This is a genomic window from Pseudomonas sp. SDO5215_S409 (genome assembly GCF_054071325.1).
In genome coordinates, this window is the sequence record NZ_JBSVWN010000028.1 from 40,503 (window position 1) to 56,858 (window position 16,356).

Consider the following 16,356-nt stretch of genomic DNA (forward strand, 5'->3'; position numbering starts at 1 on the left):
CCCGTCCATCCAGCAGGTCTTCACACATGGTTTATTCAATCTATTGCCTGTACAAACCCGACGTGGTCGAACGTCGGGCCCAATTGCTACCCACCCACCGCGAGTACATCAAGATCATTGCCGAGCAGTTAGCCTTTGCCGGCCCCCTGTCCGATGAAAACGGCGAGCCGGTGGGCTCGCTGATTGTCGCAGACTTCAAGGATGAGGCTCACGCACGGGCGTGGATTGCCGGTGAGCCGTTCAACCGTGATGGGTTGTTCCAACGGGTGGACGTGTTGGCATTCCAGAACCGTTGGCCGCAAAAGGCGGGTTTTCCTGACGTTTGATCGGGGCATCAATCCGATTGCCCCGCACCATTAAGATGTAGTTGAGAAGGCTGCTGCGCAGCCCTTTCATCACAGCGGCGGTGTTGATCGGGATACGCTTCTGGCCGCCTGCTGCAACCACCCCTTGAACGCCAGCATGGCCGGTGTCTCGGCCCTGGACTGCAACCGTGTCAGCCAGTAGCTGCCGGTGGTGATCTGCACCTCGAACGGCTGGCGAATCACGTCGGTGGCCAGTTGCCGGGAAAACATCATGGCCGGGGCCAGCGCCACGCCTACGCCTTGTTGCGCGGCCTCCATCATGCCCAGCGAGGAATCAAAGACTATGCTCCTGGGCACGGCGGTGTCGGCCGGCAAGCCCGCGGCCTGGAACCATAGGCTCCATTCATCGGTGCGGTAGGAACGCAGCAACGTGTGCTTGAGCACGTCCGCCGGGGTTTTGAGTTGCCGTGCCAATGGCGGCACGCACAGGACGCTGAGCGGCGCCTCGAGCAACTGGCACGCTTCGGTGCCGTGCCAGGCTCCGGCGCCAAAACGGATCGCGTAGTCCAGGCCTTCGGCGGCGACGTCCACGCGGTTGTTGTGGGTGGACAGGCGCAGGTCGATAAACGGGTAGCGGGCCTGGAAGTCGCCCAGCCTTGGCAGCAGCCAGCCCACGGCAAAGGTGCCCACCGCGCCCACGCTCAATACTTCGCGGTAGTGCCCGGCTTCGAACTGGCCAAGGGTTGAAGCGATGCGGTCAAAGGATTCGCGCAACACCGGCAGCAGGGTTTCGCCTTCACGCGTCAGCATCAGGCCCCGGGGCAGGCGTTTGAACAAGGTGACATTGAGCTGCGCCTCCAGGCTTTTCACCTGGTGACTGACCGCCGCCTGGGTGACGCACAACTCGATGGCCGCACGGGTAAAGCTCAAATGCCGCGCCGAGGCTTCAAAGGCCCGTAAGGCGTTAAGAGGCAAATGGGAACGGAGCATGGGATGCCTGCAATTTTTCTAATGGCTGATGCGAGATATCATCGTTTGTCCGCCCGGCACAAACCACCTAAATTTGCGGCCCTGCGCAGTGCCCGCTTGTTCACGGATTGTCCTTATGGAAGCCCAACCTCATGTACGAAAATTCCTGCTTTAGCGTAAGAAAAATCGCAGCTGTAGCGCTTTTGCTCGTCAGCGGCTCTAGCCTGGCCGCCACGGATTTGCGCCCGATTGTAGACGCCCAAATCAAACCACTCATGCAACAGCAAGACATCGCCGGCCTGTCCGTGGCGGTGTTGCGCGACGGCAAGGCGCAATACTTCAACTATGGTGTCGCCTCCCGGGAAACCCGGCAGCCGGTCAGTGAAAACACCTTGTTCGAAGTTGGCTCGGTCAGTAAAACCTTCACCGCGACGCTGGGCGCCTATGCCCAGGCCACCGGCAAGCTGACCCTCACCGCCCCTGCCAGCCGTTACTTGCCTGCGCTGCAAGGCGGCAAGTTCGACCAGATCACCCTGCTGCAACTGGCCACCTACAGCGCGGGCGGCCTGCCCCTGCAATTTCCCCAGGATGCCGACAGCGCCGACAAGATGCTCGGCTACTTCCAGCAGTGGGCCCCCACCTACGCCCCCGGCCAGCAACGCCTATATTCCAACCCGAGCATCGGCCTGTTCGGCCACCTCGCCGCCCAGAGCCTGGGCCAGCCGTTCAACACCGCGATGGAACAATTGCTGCCAAAACTGGGCCTGTCACACACCTACATCAGCGTGCCGCCCGCGCAAATGGGCCTGTATGCCCAGGGCTACGACAAGCAAGGCAAGCCGGTACGCCTGGAAGGTGGCGCACTGGACAGCGAAGCCTACGGCATCAAGACCAGCGCCCAGGACCTGGCCCATTACGTGGCCGTGAACATGCGCCCCGAAGGGCTGGAGAAACCGCTGCAACAGGCCATCGCCACCACCCACACCGGTTTTTACACCGTGGGCAAGGGCACCACGCAAGGGCTGGGTTGGGAGTCGTATGCCTACCCGCTGACGCTGGACGCGCTGATCGAAGGCAATTCCACGCCCATGACGATGACGCCGCACCCAATCAAGTGGCTAAACCCGCCGCAGGCGGAGTCGGCAAACAGGCTGTATAACAAGACCGGCGGCACCGGTGGTTTCGGCACGTACGTGGCGTTTGTACCGGGCAAGAACATCGGGGTGGTGATTGTGGCGAACAAGAACTACCCGATCATCGACCGCGTCAAAGTCGCCCATGCGATCTTGAGCGCGGTGGATCACTAAGCCAGAAACGTTGCGGGAGCCCTTGGGCTCCCGCAGCGGTTTTACATGCCCAGCAAATGCGGCAATGACAACGAGATCAGCGGTACGTAGGTCACCAGGATCAAAAACGCCAGCAGGATCATCAGCCACGGCAACGCCGCACGGATGGTCTGCCCCAGGCTCAGGCCCGTCACCGCCGAGGTCACGAACAGGTTCAACCCCACCGGCGGGTGCACCAGGCCAATCTCCATGTTCACCACCATCACGATGCCCAGGTGAATCGGGTCGATGCCCAGCTTCATCGCAATCGGGAAAAAGATCGGCGCCAGAATCAGCACAATCGCCGAAGGCTCCATAAAGCTGCCGGCCACCAACAGCACCACGTTGACCATCATCAAAAAGCCGATGGGTGTCAGGCCTTCGGAGATCACCCAGGCGGTGATTTCCTGCGGGATCTGTTCGGTGGTCAGCACGTGCGCAAACAGCATGGCGTTGGCGATGATGAACATCAGCATGATCGCCAGGCGCCCGGACTCCAGCAGCACTTTGGGGCAGTCGCGAAACTTCATGTCCTTGTACACGAACAGCGCGACAAACGCCGAGTACACCGCCGCCACCGCCGCCGCTTCAGTGGGGGTGAACATGCCGCTGTAGATACCGCCCAGGATGATCACCAGCAGCAACAGGCCCCAGAACGCACGACGGGCGCAGGTCAGCCATTCGCGAAACGTGGCACGCGGTTGCGCCGGCAGTTTCTTGATGCGCGCAACGATGTAGATCGCCACCATCAGCATCAAGCCCAGCAGCAGCCCCGGCACGACCCCGGCCATGAACAGCTTGCCCACCGAGGTTTCGGTGGCGGCCGAGTACACCACCATCACGATCGACGGCGGAATCAGGATGCCCAGGGTGCCCGCGTTGCAGATGATCCCGGCACCGAACGCCTTCGGGTAACCCGAACGCACCATGCCCGCCACGGCAATCGAGCCCACCGCCGCCACCGTCGCAGGCGAGGAGCCGGACAACGCCGCAAACAGCATGCACGCCAGCACCGCCGCAATCGCCAGGCCGCCGCGAATGTGACCGACGCAGGCGTTGGCAAAGTCGATCAAGCGCTGCGCCACGCCACCGGTGGTCATGAACGCGCCGGAGAGCAGGAAGAACGGAATCGCCAGGAAGGTGTAGGCGTCCGAGGTTTCAAACAGCTTGATCGCCAGCGAGCTCACTGAGTCCTGGCTGAACATCAGGATCGACACGGCACCGGACAACCCCAGCGAAATCGCGATGGGCACGCCCAGGAACATGAACACGAACAACAGCAGAAACAGACAGAGCACGGCCATCAGTGACGCTCCTCATGGCCGCCGGCCAATTTGCTGGCCTCGCCTGCTTCGTCGGCCAGGCCAAGGCCGACCTGACGGCGGGTGAACAACCGGTAGAAAATTTCCAGGTAGCGGACCAGCACCAGCGCAAAGCCGATGGGCACGATCAGCACGATGTAGCCCACTTCAACGCCAAACTGGTCGAGGTCTTCGGCGCCGATACCGGCGGCCAGCACCGCGCTCAGCCACTTGTAGCTGGCGATCATGAACAGCCCCGCATAGGCCAGGCAGCAGCCGCACGCGAGCATCGCCAGCACGCGCTGCACCGGGCGCGGCGTGAGCTTGACCAGTGCGTCCACGCCCAGGTGGCCGGCGGTGCGCACGCCATAGGAAATCCCAAAGAAAATCAGCCAGCCAAACATGGCCTTGGTCAGCGCCACGCTCCAGGTCATGTCCTGGGCCCAGCCCATGGTGCCGTCACCCAGGGCGTTGAAAAAACCGCTGCTGAAGGCCCATTTGTCGGCCAGGGAAAAAAACAGGGTGTAGACGTTGTTGAGCATCACGTAGACAAAAGTCACCAGGGTCATGGCGGCCAGCAGAAGAGCGATAAAGCCCTCCTCCAGGTGCTCCCAGACGCGCCTTAGCGTTTGCATGGCAAAACCTCGCGAAACTGGACGGGTAAGTGCTGACAACGCGCGGTCCATCGGGGCGCAGGCTCGCAAGCGCGCCTATGGACCGTGTCGAGTCAGTGACGACTTACTGGTTGGCGGCGTCGGCGGCCTTGATCAGGTCGGCACCGATGTCACCTTCGAACTTCTGCCACACCGGGCGCATGGCTTCGCGCCACAACTGGCGTTGCTCGGGGGTCAGTTCGATGATTTCGCTGGTCTTGGCGTCGATGATCTTTTGCTTGGCCGCCTGGTTCAGCGCTTCAGCCTGCTTGTTCACCTCGACAGTGACTTCGGCGACGATCTGGTCCAGGGTGGTGCGCACGTCCGGCGGCAGGCCGTTCCAGAACTTGGCGTTGGTGATCACCATGTAGTCGATCAGGCCGTGGTTGGACTCGGTGAAGTACTTCTGCACCTCGTTGACCTTCTGGCTTTCATAGTTCGACCAGGTGTTCTCGGTGCCGTTGACCGTGCCGGTCTGCAAGCCCTGGTACACCTCGGCAAAGCTCATTTTGCGCGGGTTGGCGCGCACCGCCTTGAACTGCTCTTCCAGCACGCTGGACGCCTGCACGCGGAACTTCAGGCCGCGGGCATCCTTGGGTTCACGCAACGCCTTGTTGGCCGACAGTTGCTTGAGGCCGTTGTGCCAATAGGCCAGGCCCAGGATGTTCTTGTCTTGCATGGAGGTCAGCAACGCCTTGCCCTGCGCCGCCTGGAAACGATCGACCGCCGCCAGGTCGTTGAACAGGAACGGCAGGTCGTAGATCTGCACCTGCTTGGTGTACTGCTCGAACTTGGCCACCGACGGCGCCAGCATTTGCACGTCGCCCAGCAACAGCGCTTCCATTTCCTTGCCGTCACCAAACAGCGAGGAGTTGGGGTACACCTCGACCTTCACCCGGCCCGGCAGGCGTTCTTCGGCCAGTTTCTTGAACAGCAAGGCGCCTTGGCCCTTGGGGGTGTTTTCGGCCACTACGTGGGCGAACTTGATGACAATCGGGTCCGCCGCCTGGGCCAGGCCCGCGGCAAACAAGGTGGCGGCGCACAGCAGCGCCCGGGAGAGCTTGAGCATGGGGGAATCACCTTCTTATTGTTGTGTTGTAAGGCAAAGTGCCTGATGTCACGCGTGTAGAGAATTTCTATTTTTTGATACCTGCGTTCGGCGTGGCCGAACACCGCGCTATACCTGTGCGGCCAACAAGCGCTGGGCGCGCAGCAACACCGGCGCATCGACCATTTGCCCGTCCAGCTGATAGGCCCCGGCCCCGTGGGCACCCGCCTCCATCACCCGCCTGGCCCAGGCCAGGTCCGCCGCGCTGGGCGCCAGCGCCTGATGAATCACCGCCACTTGCTTGGGATGAATGCACAGGGCCCCGGCAAAGCCCATTTCATAGGCATGCCGGATCGAACGGCGCAGGCCTTCGGGGTCGTCGATGGCCGGGTGCACGCCGTCCAGCGGCGCCACCAGCCCGGCAGCGCGTGAATGCACGATAACGGCCAGGCGCGCCTGGTCCAGCGCAAATTGCGCCGCCGGGGTTTGACTGCTCAGGTTCAGGTCCAGGGCCAGGTCGAGCCCGCCAAACGACAAGCGCTCCACCTGGGGCGCACGGGCAATCTCTGCCAGGGCCAGCAAGCCCCGCGCACTTTCAATGATCGGCCAGATCGCTTTGCCGGTGGCGGCCACCACCGCCACTTGCGCGGCGCTTTCAACCTTGGGCAGCAACACGCCGCTCACATTGGAATGCGCCTTGCAAAACGCCACATCGGCAAAGTGCTCGGCGTGCTCGGGCGCGTTGATGCGCACCCACACACGCGCCTGGGGCGTGGCCTGTAAAAACACCGCGAGGTTGTCCCGGGCCTGACGCTTGAGCGGCTCTTCCACCGCGTCCTCGAAATCTACAATCACCGCATCGGCGCCGCTGGCCAAGGCCTTGGCAAAACGCTCGGGACGGCTGCCCGGCACAAACAGCGCCGAGCGAACAAGAGAAGTGGGCATGACTGGATTCCTTATCAGATAACTCCGCGCGCGCGCAGGCTGTCGATGACTTGCGCCGAATACCCGAGCGTTTCCAGCACGGCCTGGCTGTGTTGCCCCAGCGCCGGCACACCGTCCATGCGCGGGGTAAAGGCGTTGTTGCGCGCAGGCGGCAGCAGCGCAGGCAAGGTGCCCGCCGGGCTTTGGACCTCACGCCAGCTGTCGCGGGCCTGGAGTTGCGGGTGCTGCCACACGCCTTGCATGTCGTTGACGCGGGCACTGGCGATCTGCGCGTCTTCCAGGCGCTGTATCACCGCCTGCGCGCTCAGTTGCGCAAAGCTGTCCACGATGATCTCGCGCAGCACGTCGCGGTTGGCCGAGCGCCGCGAGTTGGCCGAGAAACGCTCGTCTGTCGCCAGCTCTGGCGTCAGCAGCACCTTGTCGCAAAACGCCGCCCATTCGCGTTCGTTCTGCAAGCCCAGCATCACGGTGCCGCCGTCTCCGGCGGGAAACGGCCCATACGGGTAAATCGTCGAATGCGCCGCCCCAGCACGCGGCGGCTGGGGTGCGCCGTCGAACGCGTAGTACATCGGGTAGCCCATCCACTCCACCAGGCTTTCGAGCATGCTGACGTCGATGCGGCTGCCCTGGCCGGTTTTGCCGCGCAGCAACAGCGCCGAGAGGATGCCGCTGTAGGCGTACATCCCGGCCGAAATATCGGCGATGGAACACCCGGCCTTGGCCATCTGGTCCTCGCCCGCGCCGCCGGTCACCGACAAAAAGCCGCCCTCGCTCTGGATCAGCAGGTCGTAGGCCTTTTTCGTCTCATAGGGCCCGCCCTCGCCGTAGCCGGAGATGTCGCACACGATCAGGCGCGGAAAGCGCGCGTGCAGGGCCTCGAACGACAAGCCCATGCGCGCCGCCGCGCCCGGCGCCAGGTTTTGCACCAGCACGTCGGCGCCTGCGAGCAGGCTGTCGAGGATGTCGCCCGCCTCGTCCTGCTTGAGGTCCAGGGTGAGGCTTTCCTTGGAGCGGTTGGTCCACACGAAATGCGACGCCAGGCCCCGCACGCGCTCGTCGTAGCCCCGGGCAAAGTCGCCCGCGCCGGGGCGCTCCACCTTGATGACGCGCGCGCCCAGGTCTGCCAGTTGGCGGGTACAGAACGGCGCGGCAATCGCGTGTTCCAGGCTGATGACGGTGATGCCGTCCAGAGGTCGTTGGTTAACGGTCATGGCAGGTTCCTTATAGCCAGTGGGCCAGAGTGGCGGCGTTGCGCAGGTCCCAGACCTTTTGCACCAGTTCGCGGGCTTGCGCCGGGGTGCGCGCCGCGCTGAATTGGCACAGGCGCTGGAACTTGTCGGCCAGTTCCACACGGCTCAAGGTGTTGCCTGGGTCGCCCTTGGGTTCATCGATGGCGCCGTGCAGCACGCGGCCGTCCACGGTGGTGACCACCACCCGGCCCAACCAGTGCTTGGGGTAGGCGCCGTCGACGTAAGGGTCCAGGGTCATGCTGACCTTGTCGCGAAACGCCGACACCTCGGCATCGTGCAGCGCCAGCTCGTGGAACTCGGTGAGCCCGGCATGGCCGTGCACGGCGATCAGGCCCAGCACGGTGCCCATGGAGAACTTGGCCTGGTGCACGCTTTGCGGCACGTTCACGCGGCCCAGCACGTCGATGGCGCCCTGGTGCACCCGGGTTTCGACGTGGGCGATCTGTGCGTGGGTCAGGCCTTCGCGTAGCATCAGGTCCAGCAGCGCGTCGGCAGCAGGATGGGTGTGACGGCACGAGGCGTGGAACTTGAACGAGGTTTCTGCCAGCGCCCAGCGGCTGCCGAGGCGATCAGACAACTTGCTTGGGTCGGCATCGCTGGACATGCCCGCGGCCAGGCCCTGGTCACCTTCCAGGATATTGCGCGCGCCGGTCAGCCCGTCGGCGGTCAGGTAGGCGGCGAGCAAACCGTCTGCTGCCGCTTTGGCGGTGTGCAATTGCTTGGAGTCGGCGGCGTCGCGCAGGAACTCCCACAGCCCCGCCGCCTGGGTTCCCGCGCTGCCGAGCAGGTTCGTGAATTGCTCTTGGTTGAAACCCAGCAACTTGCCGACCGCCACTGCTGCCGCCAGCGTGCCGACAGTGCCCGTGGTGTGAAATATACGGTAGTGGGAACGGCCCATGAATTCGCCGATGCGAATGCCCGCCTCGTAACCGGCCACCGAGGCCAACAACAGTTCGCGGCCGGATTTGCCCAGGTCCTGCGCCGCCGCGAAGGCAGCGGGAAACACCACGGTGGCCGGGTGCAGCACCGAGCTGTTGTGCAGGTCGTCCTGCTCCACCAGGTGCGATGAGGCGCCGTTGACCAGCGCGGCAAAGTAGGCGCTGCTGCCCGCGCCATTGACGATGATCTGCGCCGAGCCGGTGGCCGGGCCCATGGTGCGCGCGTAACGCTCGAACAACGGGATGGGGTGCGCGCCCTGGCTCGCCAGCGCCGAGGCGAGCCAGTCCAGAAACAGGTCTTCGGTGCGCGCCAGCACGGCGTCCGGCACCTGCGCGTAGGTCAGTTCGGCGAGGAACCGGCAGAGGGCTTGGGTATGGCTCATGGTCGGGCCCTCAAAAGCTGCGTGGCAGTTCGAGCAGGTGCTCGGCCACGTAGGACAGGATCAGGTTGGTGGAGATCGGCGCCACCTGGTACAGGCGCGTCTCACGGAACTTGCGCTCCACGTCGTATTCGCAGGCAAAGCCAAAGCCGCCATGGGTTTGCAGGCAGGCGTTGGCCGCCTCCCACGAGGCCTTGGCCGCCAGGTACTTGGCCATGTTGGCACTGGCCCCGGCGTTGGCACCGCTGTCGTATTCCTCACAGGCGCGCCAGCGCATCAGGTCCGCCGCTTCGATCTCGATATGCGCTTCGGCAATCGGGAACTGCACGCCCTGGTTCTGCCCGATGGGCCGGCCAAACACCACGCGGTCACGGGCATAGGCGCTGGCCTTCTCGATAAACCAGCGGCCATCGCCGATGCATTCGGCGGCGATCAGGGTGCGCTCGGCATTCAGGCCGTCGAGGATGTAGCGGAACCCCTTGCCTTCCTCACCAATCAGGCTGTCGGCGGGCAGTTCGAGGTTGTCGAAGAACAGCTCGTTGGTTTCATGGTTGACCATGTTGGCAATGGGCTGCACGGTCAGACCGTTGCCGATGGCCTCGCGCAAATCCACCAGGAAGATCGACATGCCGTCGGACTTTTTCTTCACCTCGGCCAGCGGCGTGGTGCGTGCCAGCAAAATCATCAGGTCGGAATGCTGGATGCGCGAGATCCACACTTTCTGGCCGTTGATCACGTATTTATCGCCGCGCTTGACCGCCGTGGTCTTGATCTTGGTGGTGTCGGTGCCGGTGGTGGGCTCGGTGACGCCCATCGATTGCAAGCGCAGTTCGCCGCTGGCGAGCTTGGGCAGGTAGAAGCTTTTTTGCGCTTCGCTGCCGTGGCGCAGCAAGGTGAACATGTTGTACATCTGCCCGTGCACAGTGCCGGAGTTGCCGCCGCAGCGGTTCACTTCCTCCAGGATCACCGACGCTTCGGCCAGGCCCAGGCCTGAGCCTCCGTATGCTTCAGGGATCATCGCCGACAGCCAGCCAGCGTCGGTCAGGGCTTTGACGAACGCTTCGGGGAAGCCTTTTTCTTCATCGATCTTGCGCCAGTAGGCGGCGTCGAATTCGGCGCACAGGGCGCGCACGCCCTCGCGGATGGCATTCAGTTCTTCGTTAGTGTTCGGGTTCATCAACTGCTCTCCGCCTGTTGTTCTTGTGAAGGGTTAGTCGAAATGCAGTTCGGCTTTCTGGGCCAGCCCGTCGGCATTGCCCGCCCATAGCTCGGCAACACCCGGCGCGGTGATGCGTCCGCCCACTTCAAACGGCTGCGGCGCAATCAATGGCCGCACGCCGCGATAGGCAAAGCGGCGCAGGGTGGCCTCGGGGTGGACGCGGCAAAACGCGCGCAGGTTGAGCGTGGCGATCAGCGGGCCGTGCACCACCAGCCCCGCATAGCCTTCGGTGCCGGTGACGTAGGGGTAGTCGTAGTGGATGCGGTGGCCGTTGAACGTCACGGCGCTGTAGCGAAACAGCAGGGTCGGCGTAGGGTCGACCGCCTCGCGCCAGCTGCCTGCGGGCAGCACATCACCGGCACCCGCCTTGGGGGGCGTGGGTTCGCGGTAGACGATGTCCTGTTCTTCGCGCAGGGCCAGGCGGCCGTCCTGGGTGTAGTCATGGCGCACGGTGACAAACAGCAGCGAGCCGGTGCGGCCGGTCTTCTCTTCGACCTGGGTGATGGTCGACACGCGGCTCGCTGCCTCACCGGCACGCAAGGCATGGAAAAACTCGATACGCCCACCGGCCCACATGCGGTTGCGGTTGTCGGCGGGCGGCAAAAAACCGCCCCGGGCCGGGTGGCCGTCGCTGCCCAATGCGGCTTCGGGCAGCGGGTCCTGGAAGAAACACCACTGCCACAACGGGGGCACCGCTTCACCGTCGGCCGGCACAGCCTCGCCCAAGGTGGCGGCGATGCGTTTGAGCAGGTTGTGGCTCAGGTGATCGTGGGCGGTTTCGCTACGGCCGATCCAATCGGTGGCGCTCATCGGGTGCAGGTCCTCGGGCAGTGGAAGTCTGCCCCGGATCATGCAAGCGGATAGCCGTTCTGAGAATTTGCATTTCAATAAAGCAGCGTTCGGTTATGCTGAACGCCACGTTGCCGCACGGGTGTCCCCCGGGAGTCGCCATGCACTTTGATCTTGCCGATTTGCGTTTGTTTATCCACATCGCCGAATCCCCCAGCCTGACCCAGGGTGCCAAGCGCGCCTACCTGTCCCCCGCCGCCGCCAGTGCGCGGATCAAGGCGCTGGAAGGCCAGTTGGACACGCGTTTGCTCTACCGCGACAGCCGTGGCGTGGAAGTCACCCCGGCGGGTGAACGGCTGCTGCACCACGCGCGCTTGATCATGCGCCAGGTGGACTACCTCAAGAGCGAATTCACCCAATATGGCGTGGACTCCGCCGGGCACATCCGCATCTTTGCCAACACCACGGCGGTCACCGAATTTTTGCCCGAAGTGCTGGCGGGTTTCCTGTCCCAGCGCCCCGGCGTGACGGTGGACCTGCAAGAACGCCTGTCACGCGACATCGTGCGCGGCGTGCTCGACGGCACCAGCGACATGGGCATCATCGCCGGGCCTGTCCAGGCGGCGGGCTTGCAGGTGTTGCACTTCAGCACCGACGAGCTGGTGCTGATGGTGCCCGTGGGTCACCCGCTGGCCCATCAACCCTCGGTGACGCTGGACAAGACCCTCGCCTATCAGCACATCGGCCTGCACGAGGGCAGCACCTTGCTGACGTTTTTGCGCGAACACGTCGAACGCCTCGGCAAGCATTTGTCGCTGCGTATCCAGGTGTCGAGTTTTGAGGCGATTTGCCGGATGGTCGAGGCTGGCGTGGGTATTGGCATCATCCCGGAGTCTGCGGCCGTGCGGCACAGCCGCACCATGCGGCTGGTCACGGTCAAGCTGGACGAAAGCTGGGCGATCCGCGAACGCAGCATCCTGGTGCGCGAGCTCGAGGCATTGCCGGGGACCATTCGGGCGCTGATTGCGACGTTAATGCCAGACACCGTCAACGCAGGGTAATCCTGCGCTGGCGGGCGTGTGCCGTTGGGGCTGACCGAGTAGCGCACGCTGAAACATTTGCACCATCATCGAGAGGAACCAAGGGGTGGAGTTGGCCACGAAAACGTACCGAACAGCCGGTGAAAATTCCGCCGGTAGCGTTTTCCCGTCAACTCCCCTGAGGCTTCCCGATGACCCTGCCCCTTCACGCTCCCGCGGTGAACGTTTATACCCCTGCGTTACGTATCAAGCGTTCTGACGACACCGGCGCCGTCGCCGCCAAGCCAGCTGATGACCCTACCCCGGGCCCGTCAAACGACATCCCCAGTGTCAACGACGACAGGGCGCTGGCGGGCCTGTATGGCAAGGCGTTATCGGATGCCGCCAACCAGGCCCCGCTGTTCACGCAGGCGAATCTGGGGATTGGGCCGATTCCGGCGAACTCCACATTTGGCCGGTGGCGCCAGCACGTGGACGACCTGGTGGGCAGCGAGGATTTCAAACGCTGGGCCATCGATAACCGCATCGACCTTTCAAAGCCGATCCGGATCTATCCGCCCAACGGCAATCGAGCGGGGTTTATCAAGTGCACGGTCTTACCCTCGCCCTTTGACGGCTTTGGCCCCTCAGCGTCCACGCGTACGGCGCCCAGGGCGCAGCTGTTTGGCGCCGATTACAGCAACAGTCACGCACTGCCGCTGAGCTGGCCGCTGATCATGGACGCCGCTCATACACTGGCCTCCGGTCGATTCGCCGTCAGTGCGCAACCCGGCGCACAGCCCGAGCGGCCTGCGTCGCTTGAAGAGCTGGCGGCCTTTTACGGGGAGACCGTGCCCGACACGCAGGACGCGCTCAACCAGCGGGCCGAGGAGCTGAGCCAAAACCCGACCTTTGCCCTGCAAGGCGCTCATCTTGAGGCGCAGCCGCCCGGTGCGCGGTCCGAAGAAACCCTGCAGGACCAGGCCCGGCAACTGGGTGATATCCACACCACACGCGTGTTTGTGCACACCCTGACCGAGCGTTTGCAAACACGCCTCACCACGCCCGAGGACCACGGCACGCAACCTATATTGTTGCCGCGCCTACCCAGCCCTGAACAACGCGCGGAGAAAGAAAAAGCCTGGGTTGCGACAATGCTGGAAGAAACCCACATGCCGGTCGACCCCGCCTCCTGGTACTCCCACGACGAATCGCTTGAGCCTGGCGAACAGGTGAGCCTCATGCGGTTCATCGTGGATCACGGCTGGGCCGTGCCGCAAACGGTCGAAGAAGTCACCAACCTGCTGAAAGCCGTGCAGCGTGCGCCCTTGCAACCGGTGCCGTATGGCAATTTCAGTGGCGCGCTGGGCTGGGAAGCGCCGCTGAGCGACCTGGAAAAACGGCAGCTCTATAGCCATGTGCGCTACAACAACCTGCGCTTGCCCGGCCTTGAATCGCAAACCCCGCTGGAGCAAGAACACGGCGCCCTTGGCTATCTGACTCAAAATCGTCACTGGCCCGCCTCGGCGCTCAATAATCCACGCCGGGTCATCCAGGAAATTCTCGAGTCGCCCAAGGCGCAGGCGCTGGAGACAGCCCTGCAACAAAAAATGGGCACCGCGCCCAGCGAGGGCAGCCGCGACCTGGTGTTGGGGGCGATCATCGCCGGGCTCGACGTTAATCTCACGCTGGGTAAAAACCCGAGAAACCACGTCGCCGGGTTCAATCTCGCGGACGAGCGGTTCCACGGCAAACCACTCGCCGAGATCAAGCAGGCGCTGATTGAGCGTCTGATCGCCACCCATCGGTGCAGCCGTGAGATGGCGCCGGTTGCCGCGCACCTGCTGCTCTCGCAAGTGGCGCCGGAATTACTCGTACAGGGGCTACCGGCCGACGTGACCTACGGCTCGCTGGCCTGGTTCAGCCTCAAAGCGACGGTGGGCCACATTGAGGCGACTCAGCCGGGCGCCAGTGCGTCCATGACCTTTGCCCAGGTGATCGAATATGACGCCATTGAGCCTGTGACCGAACGCGAGAAGGCATTGCGCAGCGAGGCCACGCGCCAAGCCCTGATCGACTGGGGCCTGGCGCAGGGTGTGCTGGTGCCGTCGGACACTTATTCGGCGGACCAGATCACTGCAGCGCAAACAGCGCTGGCCGAGGTGATGAGCGACCTGCAAGAGGCCGTCGCCGCCCTCAAGGCCTCCGCGCCCACCCAAAAGGAGGTGGCGTTGCAGGCGCTGGGCGAGCGCCTCAAGAACGTGGCGTTGGAACAACCCAGCATCACCAACCCGTCGGCCCGTACCCACAATGCGTTGAGCGACGAGCTGTCGGTCAATGAAGGCCCGTATTCGGTGCTGGATATTTACTTATCGGAACATGCCGTCAGCTCGAAAGAGTTGACCCAGTGGTACTCGCTGGACGGCAAGAACGTACCCAGCGATGTCACCGACGCGATCCAGCAACTCCCCGTTCCCCAGCAACTGCACGAAGCCGCGTTCTCCCGTTATAAAACCGGCATCGAAAAGGGCTTCGCCAGCCTCACCCGCCATCTGATTTCACAGTTGCCCCTTGAGGACCGCAAGAACCTTGAATACGGCCAGCTTGAGATTTTTGAAGAAGGCGCCGTGTCCAAACATGTGATCGAGTCACCCCAAGGCACTCACACGTCCTCGGACCTGCGCCCGCAGCAACACAATGGCAAACGCTCGCTGCTGATTAAAACCGTGCGCGACGGGCAAACCACGTTTTATGAAGTATCGCCGCAGCAGAATTTCATCCGTAAACGGGACGACTTGAGCAGCGACTTCAAGACCGGTGTGCAAAGCGAATGGGTCAAGCAGCCGTCCGGCTGGGGCGTCAGGGATGACTTCACCGCGACCGCCATCACTCAAGCGCAGGTGCCGCAAGACCTGGACGAAGCACAGCTGCAAGCCAGCCCCCCCACCACCCAGGCTGCACCCGCCTCGTACACCAGCCCCCGCAGCCGGTTCCTCGGTGAACTGCTGTCCCGGCATACCACCAAGGCCTATGACTTTGAGCAGATAAAGGCCGCGACCAAGCACACCACCCGGTTTGAAGAGGAAGATGCGCAGCGCGAGGCAACCAAAGAAGCCGTTTTGGGGGCTATCCCCCTGGTGCCTTTAATACGCAACGTGATCAAGGGCAATTGGCTGGGGGTGGCCGGTGATCTGATTTTTGACACGGTGATGTATGCAACCACCGCCGGGTTTGGCCGGGGCGCCAAAGCGGCGCCCGGTGTGGTCAAGGCCGCCAGCAAACCCTTCGGCAAGCGACTGCTGGGCCCAGCGCTTACCTCAAGCCCAGACACACTCGACGGCCTGCGCACGCTGCGTCGAGGCAACGCGGCAAAATTCGACCCGAGCCGCACCAGCCGGCGGCCGGACATCGCCCATGGCGCCTACAAGAAAGGCAAGGACGAGCTGACGGCCACGGCCAGGCTCGATGAAAAAACCGGACAATGGTTTGCGTTTGACCCTGCAAAAAACAAGGCCTACGGAAAAGCCCTGGACGGTTTCACACCCGCCTCTGGCCACGCCTCGTTCGACACAGGCCTCAAACGTGACAACGTGATCCGCATGGGCGGCACGATGAAAGAACTCAAGTTGATCGACAATGAAATTCACACTTACGTGGATGTTTATAAAGGCGTCGAGCGCATCAATGTGGTGGCGCACGGCGCGCCCCGTAGCTTTACCGACAAGGTTCTGGGCAACGGCACACAATTGGTGATCAACAATCAGGGCTATTCGCCGTCGGACTTACTAAACCTGTTGAAAAGCAAGGGGGTCGATCTTTCCAAATACAACAATGTGCGGTTACTGGTGTGTCATTCCGGGGAAGGACGCGGCAGCAAATCGTTTGCTGCGCAGTTGCAAAAGAAGATTCAGCGCCCGGTAAAGGCGTTTGAAGGGCCCGTGTTCCTCACACACGGTTCCACCTCGGTCACCGACGCGCGCAACGACCTGATCGCGCATATCAACCGACGGTTTCCAGGCACCCCCCGGGAAGTTGCCGAGCAATCGGCGGAGGTGCTGATGCAAAACGCCTATGTGGGCAAAATGACCACCAAGGTCGTCAAACCTAACGGTAAGAAGATCATTGTCGATATAGAGGGCGTACCCACCCGAGTCACTTACGATCCGGTGAAATTCCCTCGCTGAGCCCGGCGCACGTAACCTACGAGCCTGTCCT

General features: G+C 63.0%; 13 protein-coding genes. 4 read left to right on the forward strand and 9 right to left on the reverse strand.

From position 1 onward, the window contains the following. The first annotated feature begins 26 nt into the window (after nt 1-26). Entirely contained in the window at nt 27-326 is a 300-nt protein-coding gene (locus tag ACW9H9_RS15925) for a YciI family protein (RefSeq protein WP_457344174.1), read from the forward strand. 69 nt (nt 327-395) lie between these two features. On the opposite strand, the gene ACW9H9_RS15930 is transcribed toward ACW9H9_RS15925, so the two are convergent. After that, nucleotides 396-1,295, reverse strand: a complete 900-nt coding sequence (locus tag ACW9H9_RS15930) for a LysR family transcriptional regulator (RefSeq protein WP_457344175.1) — start codon at nt 1,293-1,295, stop codon at nt 396-398. A 131-nt stretch (nt 1,296-1,426) separates the two neighbouring features. Here ACW9H9_RS15930 and ampC point away from each other — a divergent pair, with 131 nt between their 5' ends. Next, the gene (ampC, locus tag ACW9H9_RS15935; protein WP_457344176.1) at nt 1,427-2,581 is read left to right on the forward strand and encodes a class C beta-lactamase; all 1,155 of its coding nucleotides are present in this window, start codon (nt 1,427-1,429) and stop codon (nt 2,579-2,581) included. Between the two features lie 41 nt (nt 2,582-2,622). On the opposite strand, the gene dctM is transcribed toward ampC, so the two are convergent. The 8 genes from dctM to ACW9H9_RS15975 form a co-directional block, all read right to left on the reverse strand. Next, the gene (gene dctM / locus ACW9H9_RS15940; RefSeq protein WP_457344177.1) at nt 2,623-3,903 is read right to left on the reverse strand and encodes a C4-dicarboxylate TRAP transporter large permease protein DctM; all 1,281 of its coding nucleotides are present in this window, start codon (nt 3,901-3,903) and stop codon (nt 2,623-2,625) included. Next, a complete protein-coding gene (locus ACW9H9_RS15945; RefSeq protein WP_457344178.1) occupies nt 3,903-4,535 on the reverse strand; it encodes a TRAP transporter small permease in 633 nt (210 codons plus the stop codon). Before ACW9H9_RS15945 ends, dctM begins: the two co-directional genes overlap by 1 nt. 103 nt (nt 4,536-4,638) lie before the next feature. Then, on the reverse strand, nt 4,639-5,622 hold the full coding sequence (locus tag ACW9H9_RS15950) for a TRAP transporter substrate-binding protein (protein ID WP_457344179.1): 984 nt from the start codon (nt 5,620-5,622) through the stop codon (nt 4,639-4,641). A gap of 108 nt (nt 5,623-5,730) precedes the next feature. After that, the gene (locus ACW9H9_RS15955; protein ID WP_457344180.1) at nt 5,731-6,546 is read right to left on the reverse strand and encodes an HpcH/HpaI aldolase/citrate lyase family protein; all 816 of its coding nucleotides are present in this window, start codon (nt 6,544-6,546) and stop codon (nt 5,731-5,733) included. A 14-nt stretch (nt 6,547-6,560) separates the two neighbouring features. After that, entirely contained in the window at nt 6,561-7,757 is a 1,197-nt protein-coding gene (locus tag ACW9H9_RS15960; RefSeq protein ID WP_457344181.1) for a CaiB/BaiF CoA transferase family protein, read from the reverse strand. Nucleotides 7,758-7,767: 10 nt separating this feature from the next. Continuing rightward, a complete protein-coding gene (locus ACW9H9_RS15965; protein ID WP_457344182.1) occupies nt 7,768-9,117 on the reverse strand; it encodes an MmgE/PrpD family protein in 1,350 nt (449 codons plus the stop codon). Between the two features lie 10 nt (nt 9,118-9,127). Then, nucleotides 9,128-10,291: an acyl-CoA dehydrogenase family protein gene (locus ACW9H9_RS15970; protein ID WP_457344183.1), complete on the reverse strand. Its 1,164-nt coding sequence runs from the start codon at nt 10,289-10,291 to the stop codon at nt 9,128-9,130. A 33-nt stretch (nt 10,292-10,324) separates the two neighbouring features. Continuing rightward, on the reverse strand, nt 10,325-11,143 hold the full coding sequence (locus ACW9H9_RS15975) for an FAS1-like dehydratase domain-containing protein (protein WP_457344184.1): 819 nt from the start codon (nt 11,141-11,143) through the stop codon (nt 10,325-10,327). A gap of 140 nt (nt 11,144-11,283) precedes the next feature. Here ACW9H9_RS15975 and ACW9H9_RS15980 point away from each other — a divergent pair, with 140 nt between their 5' ends. After that, nucleotides 11,284-12,183: a LysR family transcriptional regulator gene (locus ACW9H9_RS15980; protein ID WP_457344185.1), complete on the forward strand. Its 900-nt coding sequence runs from the start codon at nt 11,284-11,286 to the stop codon at nt 12,181-12,183. 170 nt (nt 12,184-12,353) lie between these two features. Beyond that, on the forward strand, nt 12,354-16,325 hold the full coding sequence (locus ACW9H9_RS15985; RefSeq protein ID WP_457344186.1) for a hypothetical protein: 3,972 nt from the start codon (nt 12,354-12,356) through the stop codon (nt 16,323-16,325). Nucleotides 16,326-16,356: the final 31 nt, after the last annotated feature.